The following is an 18,239-nucleotide window of genomic DNA, read 5'->3' as shown; positions in this document are numbered from 1 at the left end:
AGGCCGCATCCTGCGTTCAAATAAGAACGAAGGATGCGGCCTACATTCAGCTAGGCGCTGTTTAAGCCTTGAAAGTTAAGACTTAGTTACCAGCGAGCTTGTCGCGCAGAGCAGCGAGCTGCTCGTCGGAAGCCAAGGAGCCGCCAACCTCAGCCGGTGCCTCGGATGCCGGAGCTGCATCGTTGGACTCGGAGGAGTAGTTGGAGGACTCGTTAGCCTCTGCAGCCTCAGCGGCTGCGGCACGGTTGCGCTCGATCTGAGCGGTGTGCAGGTTGAAGCGACGCTCGGACTCGGCGTAGCGTGCCTCCCAAGCCTGACGCTGCTCGTCGTAGCCCTCGAGCCACTCGTTGGTCTCTGGGTCGAAGCCCTCTGGGAAGACGTAGTTGCCCTGCTCGTCGTAGGAGTCAGCCATGCCGTACTTGGACGGATCGAACTCTTCGGTGTAGTCCTCGTCTGCCTGCTTAACGGACAGGGAGATACGACGACGCTCGAGATCGATGTCGATGACCTTGACCATGACTTCCTGGCCAACGGTGACAACCTGGTCCGGAACCTCGACGTGGCGCTGAGCCAGCTCGGAGATGTGAACCAGGCCCTCGATGCCCTCTTCGACGCGAACGAATGCGCCGAACGGAACGAGCTTGGTGACCTTGCCCGGGACGATCTGGCCCACAGCGTGGGTGCGGGCGAATACGCGCCACGGATCTTCCTGGGTAGCCTTCAGGGAGAGGGAAACGCGCTCGCGGTCGAGATCAACGTCGAGAACCTCAACGGTGACTTCGTCGCCAACGGTGACAACCTCGGACGGGTGGTCGATGTGCTTCCAAGACAGCTCGGAAACGTGAACCAGGCCGTCGACACCGCCGAGATCAACGAATGCGCCGAAGTTGACGATGGAGGAAACAACGCCCTTGCGGACCTGGCCCTTCTGCAGCTGGTGCAGGAACTCGGAGCGAACCTCAGACTGGGTCTGCTCGAGGAATGCACGGCGGGACAGGACGACGTTGTTACGCTGCTTGTCGAGCTCGATGATCTTTGCTTCCAGCTCCTGGCCGATGTATGGCTCCAGGTCGCGGACGCGACGCATCTCGACGAGGGAAGCAGGCAGGAAGCCACGCAGGCCGATGTCCAGAATCAGGCCGCCCTTGACGACCTCGATAACGGTACCGGTAACTGGCTCTTCCTTGGCGTGCAGCTCCTCGACTGCGCCCCAAGCGCGCTCGTACTGTGCGCGCTTCTTGGACAGGATCAGACGGCCTTCCTTGTCCTCCTTGGTGAGAACAAGTGCGTCGATCTGATCGCCGACCTCGACGACCTCATCCGGGTCGACGTCGTGCTTGATGGACAGCTCGCGGGACGGGATGACGCCTTCGGTCTTGTATCCGATGTCGAGCAGGACCTCGTCGTGGTCAACCTTGACCACGGTGCCCTCGACGATGTCACCATCGTTGAAGTACTTGATGGTTGCGTCAACAGCAGCGAGGAAGTCCTCAGCGGTTCCGATGTCGTTAATCGCAACCTGAGGGGTGTTAGAAGTTGGCATATGTAGAAATGCTCCGAAGTGATGTAGGAGATCGTAATTGGACAGTTACGGGTCTCTCGAAAAGCATCTCTAAACAGGCCAAATGGCGATGGTTTAGGATGGATTCCGATCCCGCCGTGACGATGTATAAAGCCCTCCTACGGAAGCCTTAGACAACCCACGGCATAGACACGCCCGTACAACACTACATCCGCGCAGCTAAAACGGCAAATATACACGCGGCACGCGCATTCAAGGAGCCCTTCAGTGTCTGCTGATTCACAGTCCCCCGCGCCACGCTTCTCCCCGTCGCACGCGAATCGTCAATTCTGGGACAGCGACGCCCGCGATTATCATGCGGCACACGAGGAATATTTGTCCTCGTTTTACTGGTGTCCCGAGATGCTACACGAGGAGCAGGCGCAGTTGCTTGGCGACGTCTCTACTTCCACAGTTTTGGAACTCGGGTGCGGCTCTGCGCCGTGTACTGCGTGGTTGCAAGGACGCGCGCGGTTTGCCACGGGCTTCGATATTTCGCGCGGGATGCTGACACACGCGCCTGGGGGCTTGCCGCTTGTGCAGGCTGATGTGTTGGCGCTTCCCTACTCCAACGATTCATTCGACGTGGTGTTCTCAGCCTTTGGCGCCCTTCCTTTCATTGCCAACATCGACCAAGCCTTGGCGGAGGTGCATCGCGTACTTAAGCCCGGTGGGAGATTCGTGTTCTCCACCAACCACCCGATGCGATGGATTTTCCCCGACGATCCCGCGAACCTCACCGCGGAGTTGCCGTATTTCGACCGCGCCTATATCGAGAGCGACGCGGAGGGAAACCTCACCTACGCTGAGTTCCACCGCACCGTAGGCGACTGGCTGCGCGCGCTACAAACCCGCGGCGGATTCCTGATTGAAGACATCCTCGAGCCCGAGTGGCCGGAGGACCTTGACCTGACTTGGGGCCAGTGGTCAAGGGAGCGTGGCGAGATTTTCCCGGGAACAATCGTTTTTGTCTGTGTCAGACAATGATCACAGTATGGGTCAGACAATGATCGCCATTGTCTAGCGCAGACACCCGTTGAGTAGGCTCTACTGCATGCAGATTTTGGTTAAGGAACGCCTCGGTATCACGCTGCGCCGTGTTGTGGCTTGGTGGATTGATGCCTTCCTCGCCGCGGCCATCATCATCGTGGTGCGGTGGAGCGTGAATGCGCTTTTCGACGCCCCGATAACTGGGCGAGTAGGCGCGATCTACGACATCGCGGCCCTCGCTGTGGTCTTTTACCTTTATCGAGTGATCTGCGAGGCACGCACCCGGACCTCGCTTGGAAAGTGGTCCTTGCAGCTCGAAGTCATCACAGACAAACCCGGTTGGTGGAGCGCGGCCCTGCGCAACGCCTGGATTCTGCTGACCCTGATTTCCTTAACCGGGGTCCCTCACGTCGAGACTATCGTGCTCGGAATCCTTGGTCTCTCCGTGTTGACCACTGGTCAAACGCCTTTCGACATGGTGGCTAACTGTCTCGTCGAACGCCGCCAGCGCGCGGCGTAGCGCGGCCCCGCGCGTGGAGTTGCGGGGCCGGTCCTGTCGAGTGACTGACCAGTGATTGCCGCGCCTTAGTGCGCTGCGGCGTCCCAATCCTTGCCCGCGCCGGCGGAAACCTCCAGCGGCACGGTGAGTTCAATTGCGGAGTCCATCTCGCGCTCAAGAATCTTCTTAACCTCATCCGCCTCCCCCGGCGCAACTTCGACGACAAGTTCGTCGTGCACCTGGAGTAGCACTCGGGACTTAAGATCGCGCAGCGCATTATCGACGCGAATCATGGCTACCTTGATGATGTCGGCTGCGGTGCCCTGGATAGGGGCGTTGAGCGCTGCGCGCTCGGCGTTCTCACGCGCGAGGCGATTATCCGAGTTGAGTTCAGGGAGGTAACGGCGTCGCCCGAACACGGTTGCTGTGTATCCGTCCTTGCGTGCCTTCTCCACCACGTTATCTAGGTAGCGCTTCACGCCACCGAAGCGCTCGAAGTAGTTTTCCATGATTTCTTTAGCTTCACGCGCAGGAATGCCCAGCTGCTGGGAAAGACCAAAGGCAGACAGACCGTAGACCAGACCATAGGACATGGCCTTCACGCGGCGACGCAGCTCTGGGGTGACCTCGTCGACGGGCACGTCGAAGACCTTAGACCCCACGTAGTTGTGCAGATCCTCCCCTGCCCGGTAAGCCTCGATGAGACCGGGGTCCTCAGATAGGTGAGCCATGACGCGCATTTCGATCTGTGAGTAGTCGGCAGTCATCAAGGTTTCAAAGCCCTCGCCCACGATGAATGCAGAACGGATCTGACGGCCCGCCTCCGTGCGCACAGGAATGTTCTGCAGGTTGGGTTCCGTCGAAGACAAACGGCCTGTCGATGCCACCGTTTGATTGAAGGTAGTGTGAATTCGGCCGTCTGGCTGCACAGTCTTGATGAGACCTTCGAGGGTGGTCTTCATCTTCTGGTACTCACGGTGTGCTAACAGGTGATCAAGGAACGGGTGCGGGTGGTTCACGGCAAGCTGCTCAATCTCTTTGGCAGCCGTGGAATAGCCCGTCTTGGTCTTCTTGGTCTTTGGCATCTCGAAAGTTTCGAAGAGCACGGCCTGCAACTGCTTAGGTGAGTTCAGGTTCAGCGAGTCGTCGCCAGCCAGCTCACGAGCAGCACGTTCCTGCTCGGCTACCTGCTCAATGAAGGCGTCGAGCTGAGTTTCCAGAATCTCCACGTCCACGGCAATACCGGTGGCCTCCATGCGGGCCAAGATTCCCACGAGCGGAAGCTCGAGGTCGGTGTAGAGCTCAAAGGAATCGATGGCTTGCAGCTGCTTTGTCAGTTCTGCGGCCAGCTCCATGATGGCTGCGGCCTGGTCCACCAGGGACGTATCGTCTAGCAGTGACAGCTGATCGCTGGCTTGACCGAGCGTCTTCTTAAGGTGTCGTTGATAAACATCTGACAGCTCATAGGTGCGCTGCCCAGGGCGCAGCAGGTACGCAGCAATTGCAGTGTCGTGCGCAATGCCGCGCAGCTCGATGCCACGGCCAGCAAGCATATGGAACGCTGCTTTGGCCTCGTGGAAATACTTGGGCGCATCCGAATTAAGCCACTGGGCGAGTGCTGCATCGTCTTCGGCGCTGAGTTCGCCGAGCTCGAGCTGCATGCCGTGGAAATCGGCGTCGACAAGCGCAATTGCGCTCGCGTCCCCGCGGTCCGGACGCCCGTCACCCTGTACGAACACAGCGACGTCCTTTTTGCCCTTGAGCCACTGCTTCAGCGGCGCATCGACGATCTCCGTCTCCTGCGTAGGCACTTCTGTTTGTGCAGGTGCCTCACCACCGTCATTTGGAATCGCATCAAGGACACGCTCGCGGAGCCCGCCGCCGAACTCGAGCGCGTCAAAACGCTCCGCAACCTCAGACACTGCTGCACCCTTGAACTGCAGATCCGCCGGGGTCACCTCCAGATCCATGTCTGTGATCATCTGGGTGAGCTTGCGGTTCATGCGCACCTGCTCAATGCGATCGCGGAAGTTCTGTCCCGCCACACCCTTAATATCTTCGGCATGCTCGATGAGGCCCTCGAGGGAGCCGTACTCGAGAATCCACTTGGTTGCGGTCTTCTCACCTACCTTCGGAACCGACGGCAAGTTATCGGAGGGGTCGCCACGCAGCGCAGCGAAGTCCGGATATTGCCGAGGGGTCAAGCCATACTTCTCCACCACTGCATCCGGGGTGAAGCGGTGCAGGGTCGATACGCCGCGCATCGGGTACAGGACTGTGGTGTCCTCGTTAACCAGTTGCAGGTAGTCGCGGTCACCGGTGACGATGAGGGTTTCAAAATCCGTGGCCTGGGTTGCCAGGGTGGCTACGATATCGTCGGCCTCAAAGTTCTCACGTGACAGTGTCGTAATGCCCAGAGTGCCCAGCACCTCGCGAATGAGATCGACCTGGCCGCGGAATTCCTCTGGGGCGGCTTCCCGCTGCGCCTTGTATTCGGGAAACATCTCGGTACGGAAGGTCTTGCGGCCCACATCGAAGGCAACGCCCACATACTCGGGCTTTTCCTCGGCGATAATGTTCGCAAGCATCGAAAGGAATCCGTACACCGCGTTGGTGTGCTGGCCGCCCGACGTTGCGAAGTTTTCAGCAGGCAGCGCATAGAAGGCGCGGAAGGCCATGGAGTGGCCGTCAATGAGCAGAAGTCGCGGTTTGTTGCTGGAGTTTTTGGTCGTCGAAGAAGTCACTCGCCCCATCTTAGAGCCTTTACCCCCACCTGATTAGTATTTGGTTCGAAGACTGCGCTAAACTTCATTTCAGTCAACACAACGTTGCACGCCCCTGTAGCCCAATTGGCAGAGGCAATGGATTCAAAACCCATTCAGTGTGAGTTCGAGTCTCACCAGGGGCACCAACAAACCCTCGCATCCGTGCGCTTTATTGCCTAGGTGCGAGGGTTTTTCACATCGCAGAAACTATTCGCGTTCAACGGTGCCAGTTATCACGGGCTGCGCGCGCCAAAATACGGCAGCCCTTGGGAGGGAGTAGCCAGCTGCGCTTTCACCACCTATCCCCTAATTCCCCCAGAGTAAAATGCGTGTTTCCCGCATCTGTGCTCAGCTCAATCAATACTTTTTAGCAGTAAACAGGCTTTTGCTTAGAGCAGGGTCTATGAATAATATAAGACTGAAGGTATTTATCGTGTAATGTCGGCACCGCGGATTAAATGAATTAATCAGCATTTTGAGTAAATTCTTTAACCATTACGGCACGTCAGAACGAGAATGAGAGCACCAAGAGGTTAATTTCGAAAACATGCAATTTGTACTCAACGCCATTCGCGGCGCACTCATTGGCTCGGCTGAATTAGTTCCTGGCATCTCGGGCGGCACGGTTGCGCTCATCGTGGGCATCTACGAACGCGCGCTGCACAATGCTAACTTCCTCATCTCAGGCCGGCTCAAGAAGGTTGAATGGGCTTTCCTCGCGTCGGTTGCGGTCGGCATGTTCGCGGCCGTTTTTGGATTCTCCACGATTCTCCATAACTTCGTCGAAAATCAGGTCTCCGTTTCTAACGCATTATTCCTCGGAATGGTGGCCGTCTCCATTTTCGTGCCTTTGACAATGATCGACAGGGACGAGCGATTCAAGTTTTCATCAATAGTGGCCTTTATCATCTCGGCAGCAGCAATTTTCTTCGTAACCGGTTTTACTTCCGATCCTGTTGAGAACCCATCGCTCATCGTCGTCTTCTTCGCCGCGATGGTCGCCGTGTGTGCTTTAGTCCTCCCCGGTGTTTCTGGCTCCCTGATTTTGCTCACCATGGGTCTTTATCAGCCAATTATCGGTGCTGTTTCAGACCGCGAGATGGGCACCATCGCTGTCTTTGCGTTAGGCGCACTTTGCGGACTTGCTGCATTTGTGAAGGTGCTCAACTACCTTCTGGACAACCATCGTGGGCCAACCCTGGCAGCTATGGCCGGCTTCATGCTCGGCTCGCTGCGTGCGCTGTGGCCATGGGGTGCGGACCAAGATGCTTCGAGTGGCCTCATTGTGGTGATGCTTATCTTGGGAGCGATCATCGTTTCGATCTTCATTTTTATTGACGCCCGCAAGGCTAAGAACTACCATGTGCCAGAAAAGCAAGGCTAAGACCATGTACAAAAAGATTGCTGCCAGCGGCGGGTTACTCGCGTGCGCGATGCTCGCTGCTGGCTGCGTAACAAACGTCGAGTCCTCGACTCCTGACGGCTGGGAAGAACCGCACCTGGACAAAGTTCCAGAAATCGCCGCGCTTTACGACGACGCCGATGGAGTCCTGACGGCAGGCACTAACCCTCCCTTTGCACCATTCGAGTTCAAAGACTCCGATGGCGCAATCGTCGGCGTGGAGATGGACATGATGAAGGCTATCGCCGACATCTTGGGCCTTGAATTCCAGCCTGTTGAGCAGGACTTCTCGATGATCCTGCCGGCCGTGCAGTCGGGTCAGATCGATATCGGCGCATCTGGCTTTACCGACAACGAGGAACGCCGAAAGAACTTCGACTTCATCGACCACCTCTACGCAGGAATCCAGTGGGCGGAACGCACAGACGGTATCAAACGCGTCGACCCTTCGAACCCGTGCGGGCTGACCGTGGCGGTTCAGCGCACCACCGTCTCAGAGACAGACGACGTCATTCCCAAGAAGGACGCATGCGGCGGCGACCTCCGCATCCTTTCCTACGATACGAGCGACAACGCTGCGCTCGCCGTCATCATGGGCCGCGCCGACGCAATGTCCGCGGACTCCCCTGTTTCCTCGTGGGCTGTCAACCGTTCCGACGGAAAAATGCGAATGGTCGGTGACATGTTTGACGCCGCACCTTATGGCTTCGCTGTACCTAAAGACTCGAAGCTTGGCCCCGCAGTTGCCGCGGCGCTCAACCACCTCATCGAAACCGGTGAATACCAGAAGATCTTGGAACGCTGGGGCATCAGCGATGGCCTCGTGGAAGAGGCAATGATTAATGAAAGGCCAGTCAATGACTAATCCATCACAGGCCCCTAAAGCCGCCAAGTCGGCGCGGTCTAAAAAGGCTGCTGAGCCCAAAGAGATTCAAGCCCGCCCGCTGCGCCACCCCTGGCGCTGGGTTTTTGCCACGATTCTGGTGTTGCTCGGCGTCTGGTTTGTTATCAGTTCCGCCCGCAACGAAGCCTTCGGCTGGGATACCTATTTCCAGTATCTCTTCGATAGCCGCATTGCAATTGCTTCCCTGCACACCTTGGCCATTACAGCACTGGCGATGATCATCGGTGTCGTAGGAGGTGCCATCCTCGCTGTGATGCGGATGTCACCGAACCCGGTTCTCCAAGGCGTCGCCTGGCTCTTCCTCTGGATCTTCCGAGGCACGCCAGTCTATGTGCAGCTGGTGTTCTGGGGCCTGCTTTCTGCTTTGTACCAGTCCATCAACCTTGGTTTCACCGAGATTTCGCTCGCCAGCGTTTTGACCAACGCCTTCCTGCTTTCGGTCTTGGGCTTGGGCCTTAACGAAGCTGCGTATATGGCCGAGATTGTACGTTCTGGTATCTCAGCCGTTCCCGAAGGCCAGAAGGAAGCCTCTAAAGCACTTGGTATGGGCTGGTGGATGACCATGCGCCGCACCGTCCTTCCACAGGCAATGCGCATCATCATTCCGCCGACAGGCAACGAGTTCATCTCTTTGCTGAAGACCTCTTCGTTGGTCGTGGCAGTTCCGTATACCTACGAGATCTTCGGCCGCGCTACGGACATTTCTGCAGCGCTTTTCGAGCCAATTCCACTGCTCCTCGTGGCAGCAACCTGGTACCTCGTCATCACCTCCCTGCTGATGATCGCGCAGTACTTCTTGGAGCGTCGTTTCGACCGTGGTGCTACTCGTGAGCTCACTGCTCGCCAGCTCGCCGCGCTTGCCGACGCCGAGGGCACCATCCCCCACAACGTTTCCGTCATCCCAGAGGTTAAAAAGTAATGGCAACGCCAATGATTTCCGCACAGAACGTACACAAGTCCTTCGGAAGCCTCAACGTGCTCAAAGGCATTACCTTGGAAGTTCAGCCCGGCGAGGTCGCGTGCCTTCTCGGCCCTTCGGGCTCCGGTAAGTCGACGTTCCTGCGTTGCTGCAACCACCTTGAAAAGGTTACGGCAGGCAGGCTCTACGTAGATGGTGACCTCATCGGTTATCGTGAGCGTGACGGAGCGCTGTACGAGATTTCCGAGAAGGAAGCAGCAGCCCAACGCGCAGACATCGGCATGGTTTTCCAGCAGTTCAACCTCTTCGCGCACCGCACGGTCCTCGAGAACATCATCGAGGCTCCCGTTCATGTTAAAAAGCAGCCTGTGGAACAAGCAAAAAAGCGCGCCATGGAGCTACTCGAGCAGGTGGGCCTTGCACATAAGGCTGACGCCTACCCAGTACAGCTCTCCGGTGGCCAGCAACAGCGTGTTGCTATCGCTCGCTCCGTGGCGATGGACCCGAAGCTGATGCTTTTCGATGAGCCGACTTCAGCTCTCGACCCTGAGCTGGTGGGCGAAGTCCTGCGCGTCATGAAGGAACTCGCTGCGGGCGGCATGACCATGCTGGTGGTCACCCACGAAATGGGATTTGCCCGAGAAGTCGCCGACAAGATTTTCTTCATGGACGGCGGCCAAGTCATCGAATCTGGCACTCCGCAGCAGGTCATCGACAACCCGCAGCACCCGCGCACCCAGGAGTTCCTCTCCTCGCTCCTCTAAGCTCCTGTGGGCCCCTCGAGTGGCCCACATACAACAAAAGCGCTGTTACCTTTCAGTAGGTAACAGCGCTTTTGCTTTGCCCAATGCGGCTTAGTCTTGAGAATCGAACTCGTTTTCAAAATCTTGTGCCGGCGCCTCTTCGGCTGCCACAGACATCGGGTTATCGGCCGACTGGGCCTGGATAACGTCATCCAACACAGCGTGGATATAAGGCGGAGCCTGGTCATTTGAATACTCGGAGGCTAGCTCAACGCCCTCGACTAGCGCCGTGGCGTTGGGAACATCCTCATTGAAGAGGATCTCCCACACGGCCACGCGCATGATGGCGCGGTCCACTGCTGGAATACGGTGCAGCTCCCAGTCCGCGGAGAGGTAGCGCTCGATGGTCTCGTCAATGACGTCGAGTTCTTCAGCGGCACCCTTGACGATGATCTGCGTGTACTCAGCGACTGGGGCTACGCCATTGTCATGATCGCGTGCCAGCGAGACTCGATCCTCGATGATGGCCACGGGATCAACATCACGGTTTTCAGCCTCGTACATGATGTCAGCGGCACGACGGCGCGCGCGGTAGCGGGCCGTGTGGCGCTTGTAATTGACGTCTTTTTGCTCAGACACGAAGAAACCCTAGCGTTCTTAGTTGTTGACGCGGGAGAGGTACTCGCCGGTACGGGTATCGATCTTGAGAACGTTGCCGATCTCGATGAAGAGTGGAACCTGGATCTCAGCACCGGTCTCGAGGGTAGCTGGCTTGGTGCCACCGGAGGAACGATCGCCCTGCAAACCTGGCTCGGTGTGCTCAACCTTGAGGTCGACGGAGATTGGCAGCTCGCCGAAGAGAGCCTCACCCTCGTGGAAGGAAACCTGCACGCGCATGTTCTCGAGCAGGAACTTGCCTGCGTCACCGAACTTGTCGAAAGGCAGCTCGAACTGCTCGTAGGTCTTGTCGTCCATGACGACGTAGTTCTGACCATCGTTGTACAGGTAGGTCATATCGCGGCGATCCACCGTTGCGGTCTCAACCTTGACGCCTGCGTTGAAGGTCTTGTCGGTGACCTTGCCGGAAACAACGTCCTTGAGCTTGGTACGCACGAATGCTGGGCCCTTGCCCGGCTTCACATGCTGGAACTCAATAATCTGCTGCAGCTTGTTGTCAATCTTGAGAACGAGTCCGTTCTTGAAATCGGTGGTATCAGCCATGGATCAAACTCCCAGTTAAAATAGTGGTGAAAACAGTGTTCCAGCATACCTTATGCGGCCACGCTGGCATAACAGGGGCCGCGCAAAAGTACGCACGGCCTGTAGGCAAATTTTCCCAAGTACCCTAGAGGATCTGCAGTTCCTTCGGGAATGCGGTGATAATTTTCGGCGCGCCGCCCGTAATGATGAGGGTATCCTCAATGCGCACACCACCCTTCCCGGGAACGTAAATACCCGGCTCAATGGTCAGGGTCATCCCCTCAGCCAGTTCACCGGTTCCCGTCTTAGCTGCAGACGGTCCTTCGTGAACGTCTAGTCCAATACCGTGGCCGGTGGAGTGAACGAAGTACTCGCCGTAGCCGACTTCCTCGATGATGTCGCGGCACGCTGCGTCGACGTCGACGAGCTTTGCGCCAGGCACTGCAGCCTTAACGCCCGCCAATTGCGCGCGCAGGACAACATCGTAAATTTCACGCGAAAACTCGTTTGGTTCGCCGACAGCGAAGGTACGAGTGCAATCGGAGTTGAAACCACGCAGGTGCGCACCGAAATCGATGGTGACGAGATCACCACTTTCAAGAACGCGATCATCAGCGCCGTGATGTGGTTTGGCGGAGTTAGGGCCAGAGGCGACGATGGTATCGAAGCTAACTCGCTCCGAGCCCAGCTGGCGCATGCGATACTCAAGGTCCGCAGCAATCTGGCGCTCGGTGCGCCCCACCGCGATCTCCCCGGCAGCAACGAGGCCTTCGAGGGCTTCGTTTGCCAATGCTGCGATCTGCTCAAGGCGCTCTAGTTCAACTGGATCCTTTACCAGACGGATCTTTTCGATAACGCCAGAAATAGGAACGAGTACAACGTCCTCTGGCGCTGCCTTCTTTAGCGCTTCAAGCTGCGAAACTGAAACATAGTCTGCTTCAAAAGCAACACGCAATGGTCCTTCAACGCGCTTGAGAAGCTCCGGGCCCACAGCGCGGCCGAGGATGGCCTCCAGGTCAGGTACTTCCTCGGCAATCTGCGTGGTGTAACGGCCGTCGGTTGCCATGATGGCGGATAGGTCCTTGCGCAGGAAGAGTCCACCGTTAGAGCCAGAAAAGCCCGAGAGGTAACGCACGTGGGTCAGATGGGTGATCAAAACAGCGTCGATGCGCTGACCGGCAAGCTCCGCTGCGAGTTTGCGGCGGCGATTGCTAAAGCGAGTATCTGCGAGTGCCATGTGGTGTCCCTTCGTCAATGTTTGATACCTCATGGTATCGCGCGGGTCACAGAGATACATCAAGGACCACCGATATCTCGCAGTCTTTGCTTTTTCTGCCCGTAGCGCTCACCTCTTCGGGGCTATTCTTGCCGCATTTAGGCGCCTCGAACTAGTCCTGTAGAAAGTAACCGAGGGCAGCCTCGTAACCGTAAGCACCAAGGCCGGCGATAACACCACGCGCAATCGGGCTGAGATAGGAATGATGGCGGAAGGCTTCGCGCGCATGCACGTTTGAGATGTGTACCTCAACAAAACCGGGGCCATCAGCTACTTCAGCGAGCGCGTCACGCAGCGCCACCGAGGTATGGGTAAAGCCGCCAGGGTTGATTATGACCGGCCAACCGGCATCGGCAGCTTCGTGCACTTTGTCGATGAGTTCGCCCTCGTGATTGGACTGGAAGAACTCGAGCTCGAGGTCTGGGGAGAGGCTTCCTGCGACTTCACGCACGTGCTTTTCGACGTCCGCAAGCGTGGTCTTTCCATAAACCTCCGGCTGGCGCTTGCCCAAGCGGTTAAGGTTAGGCCCATTGAGAACCAAAATCTTCATCACTTATACCGGCTTTCTCTTGAAATGGCAGCGTAGGCTGCCTGCATTTCCTCAATGGTGGCGTCCTCGATGCGGGTGGTCTGACCGATTCCGGTCAGTGCTACGAAACGAATGTGCCCACCACGATTCTTCTTGTCATGGGTCATGCCAGCATAAAGCTCATCGAAGTGACCGGCCTCGTAGGTGGTTGGCAAACCGACCGATGCCAAGATGTCGCTGTGAGTCTGAAGCAGCGCGGCGTCGATAAGCCCGCGTGTATGAGATAGCTGCGCGATAAACATCATGCCCACCGCCACCGCACGCCCGTGGCGCCAGGTATAGTTCTCCCGCAGCTCCACCGCATGGCCAAAGGTATGGCCGTAATTGAGGGTCTCACGCAGACCTGCTTCCTTGAGGTCCTCGCCCACCACGCGGGCCTTGACCGCGATGGAACGCTCAATAAGCCCAGGAAGGGTCTGCAAAGGATTCAGGCAGGCGGCGGGGTCCGCGAGGTAACGCTCGATGATAACGGGATCATGGATGAAACCAGTCTTGATGATCTCCGCGGAGCCGGCGACGATTTCCTCTTCCGGCAAAGTGACGAGCCGGTCAAGGTCCACGAACACGGAGTCTGGCTCGTGGAAGGCGCCCACGAGGTTCTTTCCGGCGTCCGTGTTGATGCCGGTCTTACCACCTACTGCCGCATCGACCATTGCCAAAAGCGTGGTCGGAACCTGGATCACCTTGATGCCGCGCATCCACGTTGCGGCGAGAAAACCAGCCAAGTCAGTAGTGGCGCCGCCACCCAAGCCCACAATGACGTCACGGCGGCTAAAATTCGCTGCCCCCAACTCGTCCCACAATCCACCGAGCACCTCTAGGCGCTTGGAAGCCTCAGCATCCGGAATTGGTAGCAAAGTGACAACGACGTTGCGCGCCTCAGCCTCCGCAGCGAGCTGACGTGCGGCGGCAGCTAGCGGCGGTTGAAACACGATTCCTACATGGCCTGCGCCGGTGCTTTTTACTCGGTCCGCAATGTCGGCGGTCAAACCTGTGCCGACGGTAACTTCGTATGGATTGGGGCCATTAACTGGAATCGTGGTCATGAGTTCGCTTTCTTAGAGAGTATCGAGGAAGCCGAGGATATCGCCCACTACCTGCTGCGGAGTGCGCGCACCGGTACGGACTTTAAAGTCAGAGACCTCCTCGTAGTACGGGCGGCGGGCGTCGAGAAGCGATGCATAGTGCGCCAGCGGGTCCGCTGCTTCAAGCACGGGGCGGTTGGGATCGCCCAATGTACGCGCAACCCCTTCCTCGGCAGTGACGTCTAGAAATACCACCGTGTGGCGGTCCAACAGCTCGCGGGTGGAGTCAGTAAGCACCGCCCCACCGCCTAGGCTCACAACACCACGAGACTGCAACGCTTCCTTGACCACTTCGGCCTCCAGTTCGCGGAAAGCCAGTTCGCCTAGCGAGGAAAATACTTCGCCACAGGCAACAGATTCGCGCTCCTCAATCAAGACATCGGAATCAATGAGTTCACAATTGAGAGCATTAGCTAAGCGGCGTCCGATCGAGGACTTACCCGAACCCGGTGGGCCCACAAGCACGACTCGCGGGTGCGGGCTACCAGTTACTGAAACCGGTGTGGTCATCACTTACTCCTGTTCAAAAGCAAGACGCTGGGAAACATACTCATTGTAGGCATCGATATTGCGTTTAGTCTCAGCAACGCTATCCCCGCCGAACTTGTCCAAGACGGCACGCGCGAGAACCAAGGCAACCATCGCCTCGGCCACGACGCCAGCAGCCGGAACCGCGCACACATCGGAGCGCTGGTGGATACCGGTGGCGGGCGCGCCGGTGGCCATATCCACGGTCTTCAGTGCACGGGGGACGGTAGAGATCGGCTTCATCGCAGCGCGCACACGCAGTGCCTCACCATTGGTCATACCACCTTCTAAGCCGCCAGCGCGGTTGCTTAAACGCGAAACGGAGTCACCGTCGCGCACCATCTCGTCATGGGCTTCAGAGCCGCGGCGGCGGGCTTCCTCAAAGCCGTCTCCGACTTCCACGCCCTTAATTGCTTGGATGCCCATGAGCGCTGCTGCGAGCTGTGCATCAAGGCGGTCATCACCGGAGATATGCGAGCCCAAGCCGATGGGCAGGCCTTCTACGACAACCTCCACGATTCCGCCGAGCGTATCGCCCTGCTTCTTAGCAGCCTCGATTTCCTCAATCATCGATTCTTCAGCCGCTTTATCGAAGGCGCGGACCGGCGATGCGTCAATGGCCTCGATATCCGCAAAGGTGGGGGTTGGCCCCACGTACGGCTCGGAAGCACCGATGGAGATAACATGCGAAACCACTTCCACACCGAGGGTCTCGCGCAGGAAGTTGCGCGCAACCGTGGCCGCCGCAACGCGGGCAGCGGTCTCACGGGCGGAAGAACGCTCAAGGATTGGGCGGGCCTCAGTGTGACCGTACTTAATCATTCCAGCAAAGTCAGCGTGCCCTGGGCGGGGACGCGTCAGAGCCGCGCCGCGGCCGGAGGACATTGCCTTTACGGTTTCCTCATCGGTCATATCGAGTTCGTCCGGGGACATGATGGTGGTCCACTTCGGCCACTCGGTATTTCCAATCATGATGGCAATGGGGCTGCCCAAGGTCTTGCCGTGACGGATACCGGTGAGCAGCGTTAGCTCATCGGCCTCAAACTTCATTCGCGCACCGCGGCCATAGCCAAGGCGGCGGCGAGAGAGCTGAAGTGCAATGTCATCCTGAGAAACGGAAACCCCGGCGGGCATGTGCTCAAGCATGGCAATGAGCGCCTGGCCGTGGGATTCACCTGCGGTAGTCCAACGAAGCATGCCGATAATTATCGCACGACAGGCAATCCGTGGTGCCAGCAGGGTAAAACTTAGAGCGCAATCACACAAAGTGCTGCGGCAATCAGCATCCCAGGTCCGTGCGGTGGCGCTGAGTCTTTGCGCAACGTGCCCCACACAGCCGTGCTTAGCGACGCCCCCATCATCGCCAGGAGCTGCCCCATCACGCCGCACTCGTGAGTAACCCACATGCCCAGCGGGAAGGCCAACTTGATATCGCCGCCGCCAACACCGCCTCGCCAACAAGCCAAGGCTAGGTAGATCCCAGGCCAGATGAGTCCGGCCGGCTCAAAGAACAGCAACGAAGCCACCGCCGCTGGCAGAGTGAGCCAATCTGGAAGCCGCTTGAAACGGACATCAAAATAAATAAGCGCTGCACCCCACAGCGCACCAATGACAGCACTGATTTCCCCCATAGCCCCACACCCTAGCGAATTCCAGGCAGTGGCATCAGGGACGGGCTTTTATTGGTTAAGCCCCAGCGCTTCGTTGAGCGCCATCTGCATCTGCTCACGCGGAGCCGTATGTCCGGTAAATTGCTCAAACTGGCTAAAGGATTGATGCGCCAACATGACATGGCCGCCCACAGTGGCGTAGCCGTCTGCTGCAGCGTGAATAGTCAAAGGAGTAGGCCACGGATCATAAATAACGTCAAAGACTGGCGCATGGGCGAGATCAAATAGACGTCCTTCGAGTGCAGCAGAGGGAACAGTAGAAACGATCACGTCCATCGCCCGAGTCAATGCGACAAGGTCATCATCAAACGTGGCCTTGTGCAAGGTGATACCCAGAGCTCCGGCTAGAGGACGCAGCTCCTCCATGCGGTCGGAGCGGTTGAGCACCGTTACGTCACAAACGCCCCGCTGGGCAAGCCCCCACAGCGCGGGACGCGCCGTGCCACCAGAACCAATAAGCAACGCAGCATGGGGAGTTTTGTCCCCCAATAACGCGTTCAAAGCACCTAAAACGCCCTCGGTGTCGGTGTTGTCTGCTCGCCAGCCGTCGTCGATTCGCACGAGCGTATTCGCCGACCCGATGAGCTCCGCGCGCTCGGTGCACTGGGATGCGTATTCGAGTGCCGCAAACTTGCCAGGCATCGTGACGGAGAAGCCACGGAAATCCTCCGGTGCCTCATCGAGAAAGCGCGGGAGTTCTTCAGCGGTGACCTCGAATCGGGTGTATTCCCAATCGCTGAGCGACAAAGCCGCGTACCCAGCGTTATGCAGAACAGGGGAAAGAGAGTGCGCTATAGGCTTTCCAAGGACTGCAGCACGTGGCATTCTCTATCCCCTCGTTCCTCGTTAAAGTTCTGTCTTCACGGCCCCGCGCTACTGCGCCGGCTGTTCTGCAGGCTGCCCAGCCGGTTGTCCTTCGCCTTGCGTACCGCCCTGCTGGGCACCTTCGCGTTGAGTATCCAGGATGCCCGAGTTGATGGCCTTATCTACGTTGTCCAGATGCTCGTCATAGTTGTCGGTGAACACGGTAGTGCCTTGAGCATCAATCGTGGCGAAGAACAGCCAATTGCCCTCAGCTGGGTGCTCCATAGCGTCGATGGCTTCGACGGACGGGGAAGCAATCGGGGTGTCCGGAAGACCTTCCTTGGCGTAGGTGTTCCACGGGGTAACCTCAGCGCGTGCCTCATCGGTGGTTGCAAGCTCAACGTCCGGCAGGCCGTAGTTAACGGTGGAGTCAAGCTCCAAGCGCATTGGCTCGTCGAGACGGTTGAGGATGACGCGGGCAACCTTGCCGAACTCACCGGCTGGGGCCTCGCGCTCGACCAGGGATGCTGCAACCAGCAATTCATATGGAGTCTTGCCAATTGCTTGTGCTCGGTCCACGATGCCGGTCTCGTTGTAGCGCTTGGTCGAACGCTCAATGAGGTCCTTCAGGATGTCCTTTGCATCCATGTTCGGGTCCACCACGTACTGGCCAGGAGCGATGAGGCCCTCCAAGCGCTTCGGGTCTTCACCACGAGAGCGCACCTTCTCCAGTGCCCACTCAGGTGCGCCGAGCTCGGTGGGATCCACCGTCGCAGCGACCTTCTCCAGATCTTCCTTGGTGACAGAGCCACCCTCTTGCTCGGAAACCTTGGCAATCTGCGAGAAGATGCCGTAGCGGACATCCCCGCCGACCACCTTGACGTCGGAAAGCGTTGCGCCACCCTGAACGTCCAGAGGATCAATCTTGTTCTCGTCCTTGAGCAGGGCATCCACTGCGGCCTTCGCACTCATCTCCTCTTGGAGACGGTAGAAGCCCGGCTGAATGCGGCTTGCGCGGGGATTGCTGTTGGCCGCCGAGGAGAATGCCTCTGCGGTCTTGACCACGTTCTTCTCTACAAGAGCAGGCCCAAGCTCGCTCATCGACGAGCCCTCAGGAACCTGTACCAACTGTACAGTTCCGTTGCCGGTGCCTTCGTAGTCCAAGCTACTTCCTCCTCCAAACAGGCGGAACCCTATGTAGCCCAAGGCGCCAATGATTAGAACGACAGAGGCCAGGACGACGGCAAGGCCGCGTTGACGACGCTTGACGTACTTGGGCTCCATAGAGCGTCCGATTCGTTCTT

The 18,239-nt window shown here is 58.0% G+C and carries 18 protein-coding genes and 1 tRNA gene; 7 read left to right on the top strand and 12 right to left on the bottom strand.

What is annotated here, in order from left to right:
• Positions 1 to 82 precede the first annotated feature (82 nt).
• Positions 83 to 1,543 carry a 30S ribosomal protein S1 gene (rpsA, locus tag HMPREF0308_RS04995; RefSeq protein ID WP_005529311.1) on the bottom strand — a complete coding sequence of 487 codons (1,461 nt, stop codon included), beginning with the start codon at positions 1,541 to 1,543 and terminating at the stop codon, positions 83 to 85.
• Positions 1,544 to 1,789: 246 nt separating this feature from the next.
• On the opposite strand from rpsA, the gene HMPREF0308_RS04990 reads away from it, so the two are divergent.
• The gene (locus HMPREF0308_RS04990) at positions 1,790 to 2,548 is read left to right on the top strand and encodes a class I SAM-dependent methyltransferase (RefSeq protein ID WP_034656877.1); all 759 of its coding nucleotides are present in this window, start codon (positions 1,790 to 1,792) and stop codon (positions 2,546 to 2,548) included.
• A gap of 67 nt (positions 2,549 to 2,615) precedes the next feature.
• Entirely contained in the window at positions 2,616 to 3,071 is a 456-nt protein-coding gene (locus HMPREF0308_RS04985; RefSeq protein WP_005529308.1) for an RDD family protein, read from the top strand.
• Positions 3,072 to 3,136: 65 nt separating this feature from the next.
• On the opposite strand, the gene polA is transcribed toward HMPREF0308_RS04985, so the two are convergent.
• Positions 3,137 to 5,803, bottom strand: a complete 2,667-nt coding sequence (polA, locus tag HMPREF0308_RS04980) for a DNA polymerase I (RefSeq protein ID WP_034656876.1) — start codon at positions 5,801 to 5,803, stop codon at positions 3,137 to 3,139.
• Between the two features lie 81 nt (positions 5,804 to 5,884).
• Between polA and HMPREF0308_RS04975 the strand changes: the two genes are divergently transcribed.
• The 5 genes from HMPREF0308_RS04975 to HMPREF0308_RS04955 all read left to right on the top strand — a co-directional run bounded on the left by HMPREF0308_RS04975 (position 5,885) and on the right by HMPREF0308_RS04955 (position 9,804).
• Positions 5,885 to 5,961 (top strand) — tRNA-Leu (locus HMPREF0308_RS04975).
• A gap of 401 nt (positions 5,962 to 6,362) precedes the next feature.
• On the top strand, positions 6,363 to 7,199 hold the full coding sequence (locus tag HMPREF0308_RS04970; protein ID WP_005529304.1) for a DUF368 domain-containing protein: 837 nt from the start codon (positions 6,363 to 6,365) through the stop codon (positions 7,197 to 7,199).
• Between the two features lie 4 nt (positions 7,200 to 7,203).
• Positions 7,204 to 8,082 (top strand): ABC transporter substrate-binding protein, encoded by an 879-nt coding sequence (locus HMPREF0308_RS04965; protein WP_034657014.1) that lies wholly within the window; start codon positions 7,204 to 7,206, stop codon positions 8,080 to 8,082.
• Positions 8,075 to 9,040: an amino acid ABC transporter permease gene (locus tag HMPREF0308_RS04960; protein ID WP_034656874.1), complete on the top strand. Its 966-nt coding sequence runs from the start codon at positions 8,075 to 8,077 to the stop codon at positions 9,038 to 9,040. The genes HMPREF0308_RS04965 and HMPREF0308_RS04960 overlap by 8 nt, the downstream gene beginning before the upstream one ends.
• Positions 9,040 to 9,804: an amino acid ABC transporter ATP-binding protein gene (locus tag HMPREF0308_RS04955; protein ID WP_005529299.1), complete on the top strand. Its 765-nt coding sequence runs from the start codon at positions 9,040 to 9,042 to the stop codon at positions 9,802 to 9,804. Before HMPREF0308_RS04960 ends, HMPREF0308_RS04955 begins: the two co-directional genes overlap by 1 nt.
• A gap of 90 nt (positions 9,805 to 9,894) precedes the next feature.
• Here the strand turns inward: HMPREF0308_RS04955 and nusB are convergent, their stop codons facing one another.
• The 10 genes from nusB to mltG form a co-directional block, all read right to left on the bottom strand.
• Complete coding sequence (gene nusB / locus HMPREF0308_RS04950) at positions 9,895 to 10,422, bottom strand: transcription antitermination factor NusB (protein WP_005529297.1); 528 nt, start codon at positions 10,420 to 10,422, stop codon at positions 9,895 to 9,897.
• A gap of 18 nt (positions 10,423 to 10,440) precedes the next feature.
• Positions 10,441 to 11,004, bottom strand: a complete 564-nt coding sequence (gene efp, locus HMPREF0308_RS04945) for an elongation factor P (RefSeq protein ID WP_005529296.1) — start codon at positions 11,002 to 11,004, stop codon at positions 10,441 to 10,443.
• Positions 11,005 to 11,128: 124 nt separating this feature from the next.
• The gene (locus tag HMPREF0308_RS04940; protein WP_034656872.1) at positions 11,129 to 12,220 is read right to left on the bottom strand and encodes a M24 family metallopeptidase; all 1,092 of its coding nucleotides are present in this window, start codon (positions 12,218 to 12,220) and stop codon (positions 11,129 to 11,131) included.
• Between the two features lie 151 nt (positions 12,221 to 12,371).
• Entirely contained in the window at positions 12,372 to 12,809 is a 438-nt protein-coding gene (gene aroQ / locus HMPREF0308_RS04935; RefSeq protein WP_005529291.1) for a type II 3-dehydroquinate dehydratase, read from the bottom strand.
• Complete coding sequence (aroB, locus tag HMPREF0308_RS04930; protein WP_005529289.1) at positions 12,809 to 13,894, bottom strand: 3-dehydroquinate synthase; 1,086 nt, start codon at positions 13,892 to 13,894, stop codon at positions 12,809 to 12,811. Before aroB ends, aroQ begins: the two co-directional genes overlap by 1 nt.
• A 12-nt stretch (positions 13,895 to 13,906) precedes the next feature.
• Positions 13,907 to 14,443 carry a shikimate kinase gene (locus tag HMPREF0308_RS04925; RefSeq protein ID WP_034656871.1) on the bottom strand — a complete coding sequence of 179 codons (537 nt, stop codon included), beginning with the start codon at positions 14,441 to 14,443 and terminating at the stop codon, positions 13,907 to 13,909.
• Positions 14,444 to 14,446: 3 nt separating this feature from the next.
• Entirely contained in the window at positions 14,447 to 15,658 is a 1,212-nt protein-coding gene (aroC, locus tag HMPREF0308_RS04920; protein ID WP_005529285.1) for a chorismate synthase, read from the bottom strand.
• Positions 15,659 to 15,708: 50 nt separating this feature from the next.
• The gene (locus HMPREF0308_RS04915) at positions 15,709 to 16,092 is read right to left on the bottom strand and encodes a prepilin peptidase (RefSeq protein WP_005529284.1); all 384 of its coding nucleotides are present in this window, start codon (positions 16,090 to 16,092) and stop codon (positions 15,709 to 15,711) included.
• Positions 16,093 to 16,140: 48 nt separating this feature from the next.
• Positions 16,141 to 16,956: a shikimate dehydrogenase gene (locus HMPREF0308_RS04910; protein ID WP_005529282.1), complete on the bottom strand. Its 816-nt coding sequence runs from the start codon at positions 16,954 to 16,956 to the stop codon at positions 16,141 to 16,143.
• Between the two features lie 48 nt (positions 16,957 to 17,004).
• Complete coding sequence (gene mltG, locus HMPREF0308_RS04905) at positions 17,005 to 18,219, bottom strand: endolytic transglycosylase MltG (protein WP_005529280.1); 1,215 nt, start codon at positions 18,217 to 18,219, stop codon at positions 17,005 to 17,007.
• Between the last annotated feature and the right edge of the window lie 20 nt (positions 18,220 to 18,239).

The organism is Corynebacterium striatum ATCC 6940, assembly GCF_000159135.1.
GTDB lineage: Bacteria > Actinomycetota > Actinomycetes > Mycobacteriales > Mycobacteriaceae > Corynebacterium > Corynebacterium striatum.
This window is presented reverse-complemented; position numbering and strand designations above follow the sequence as displayed.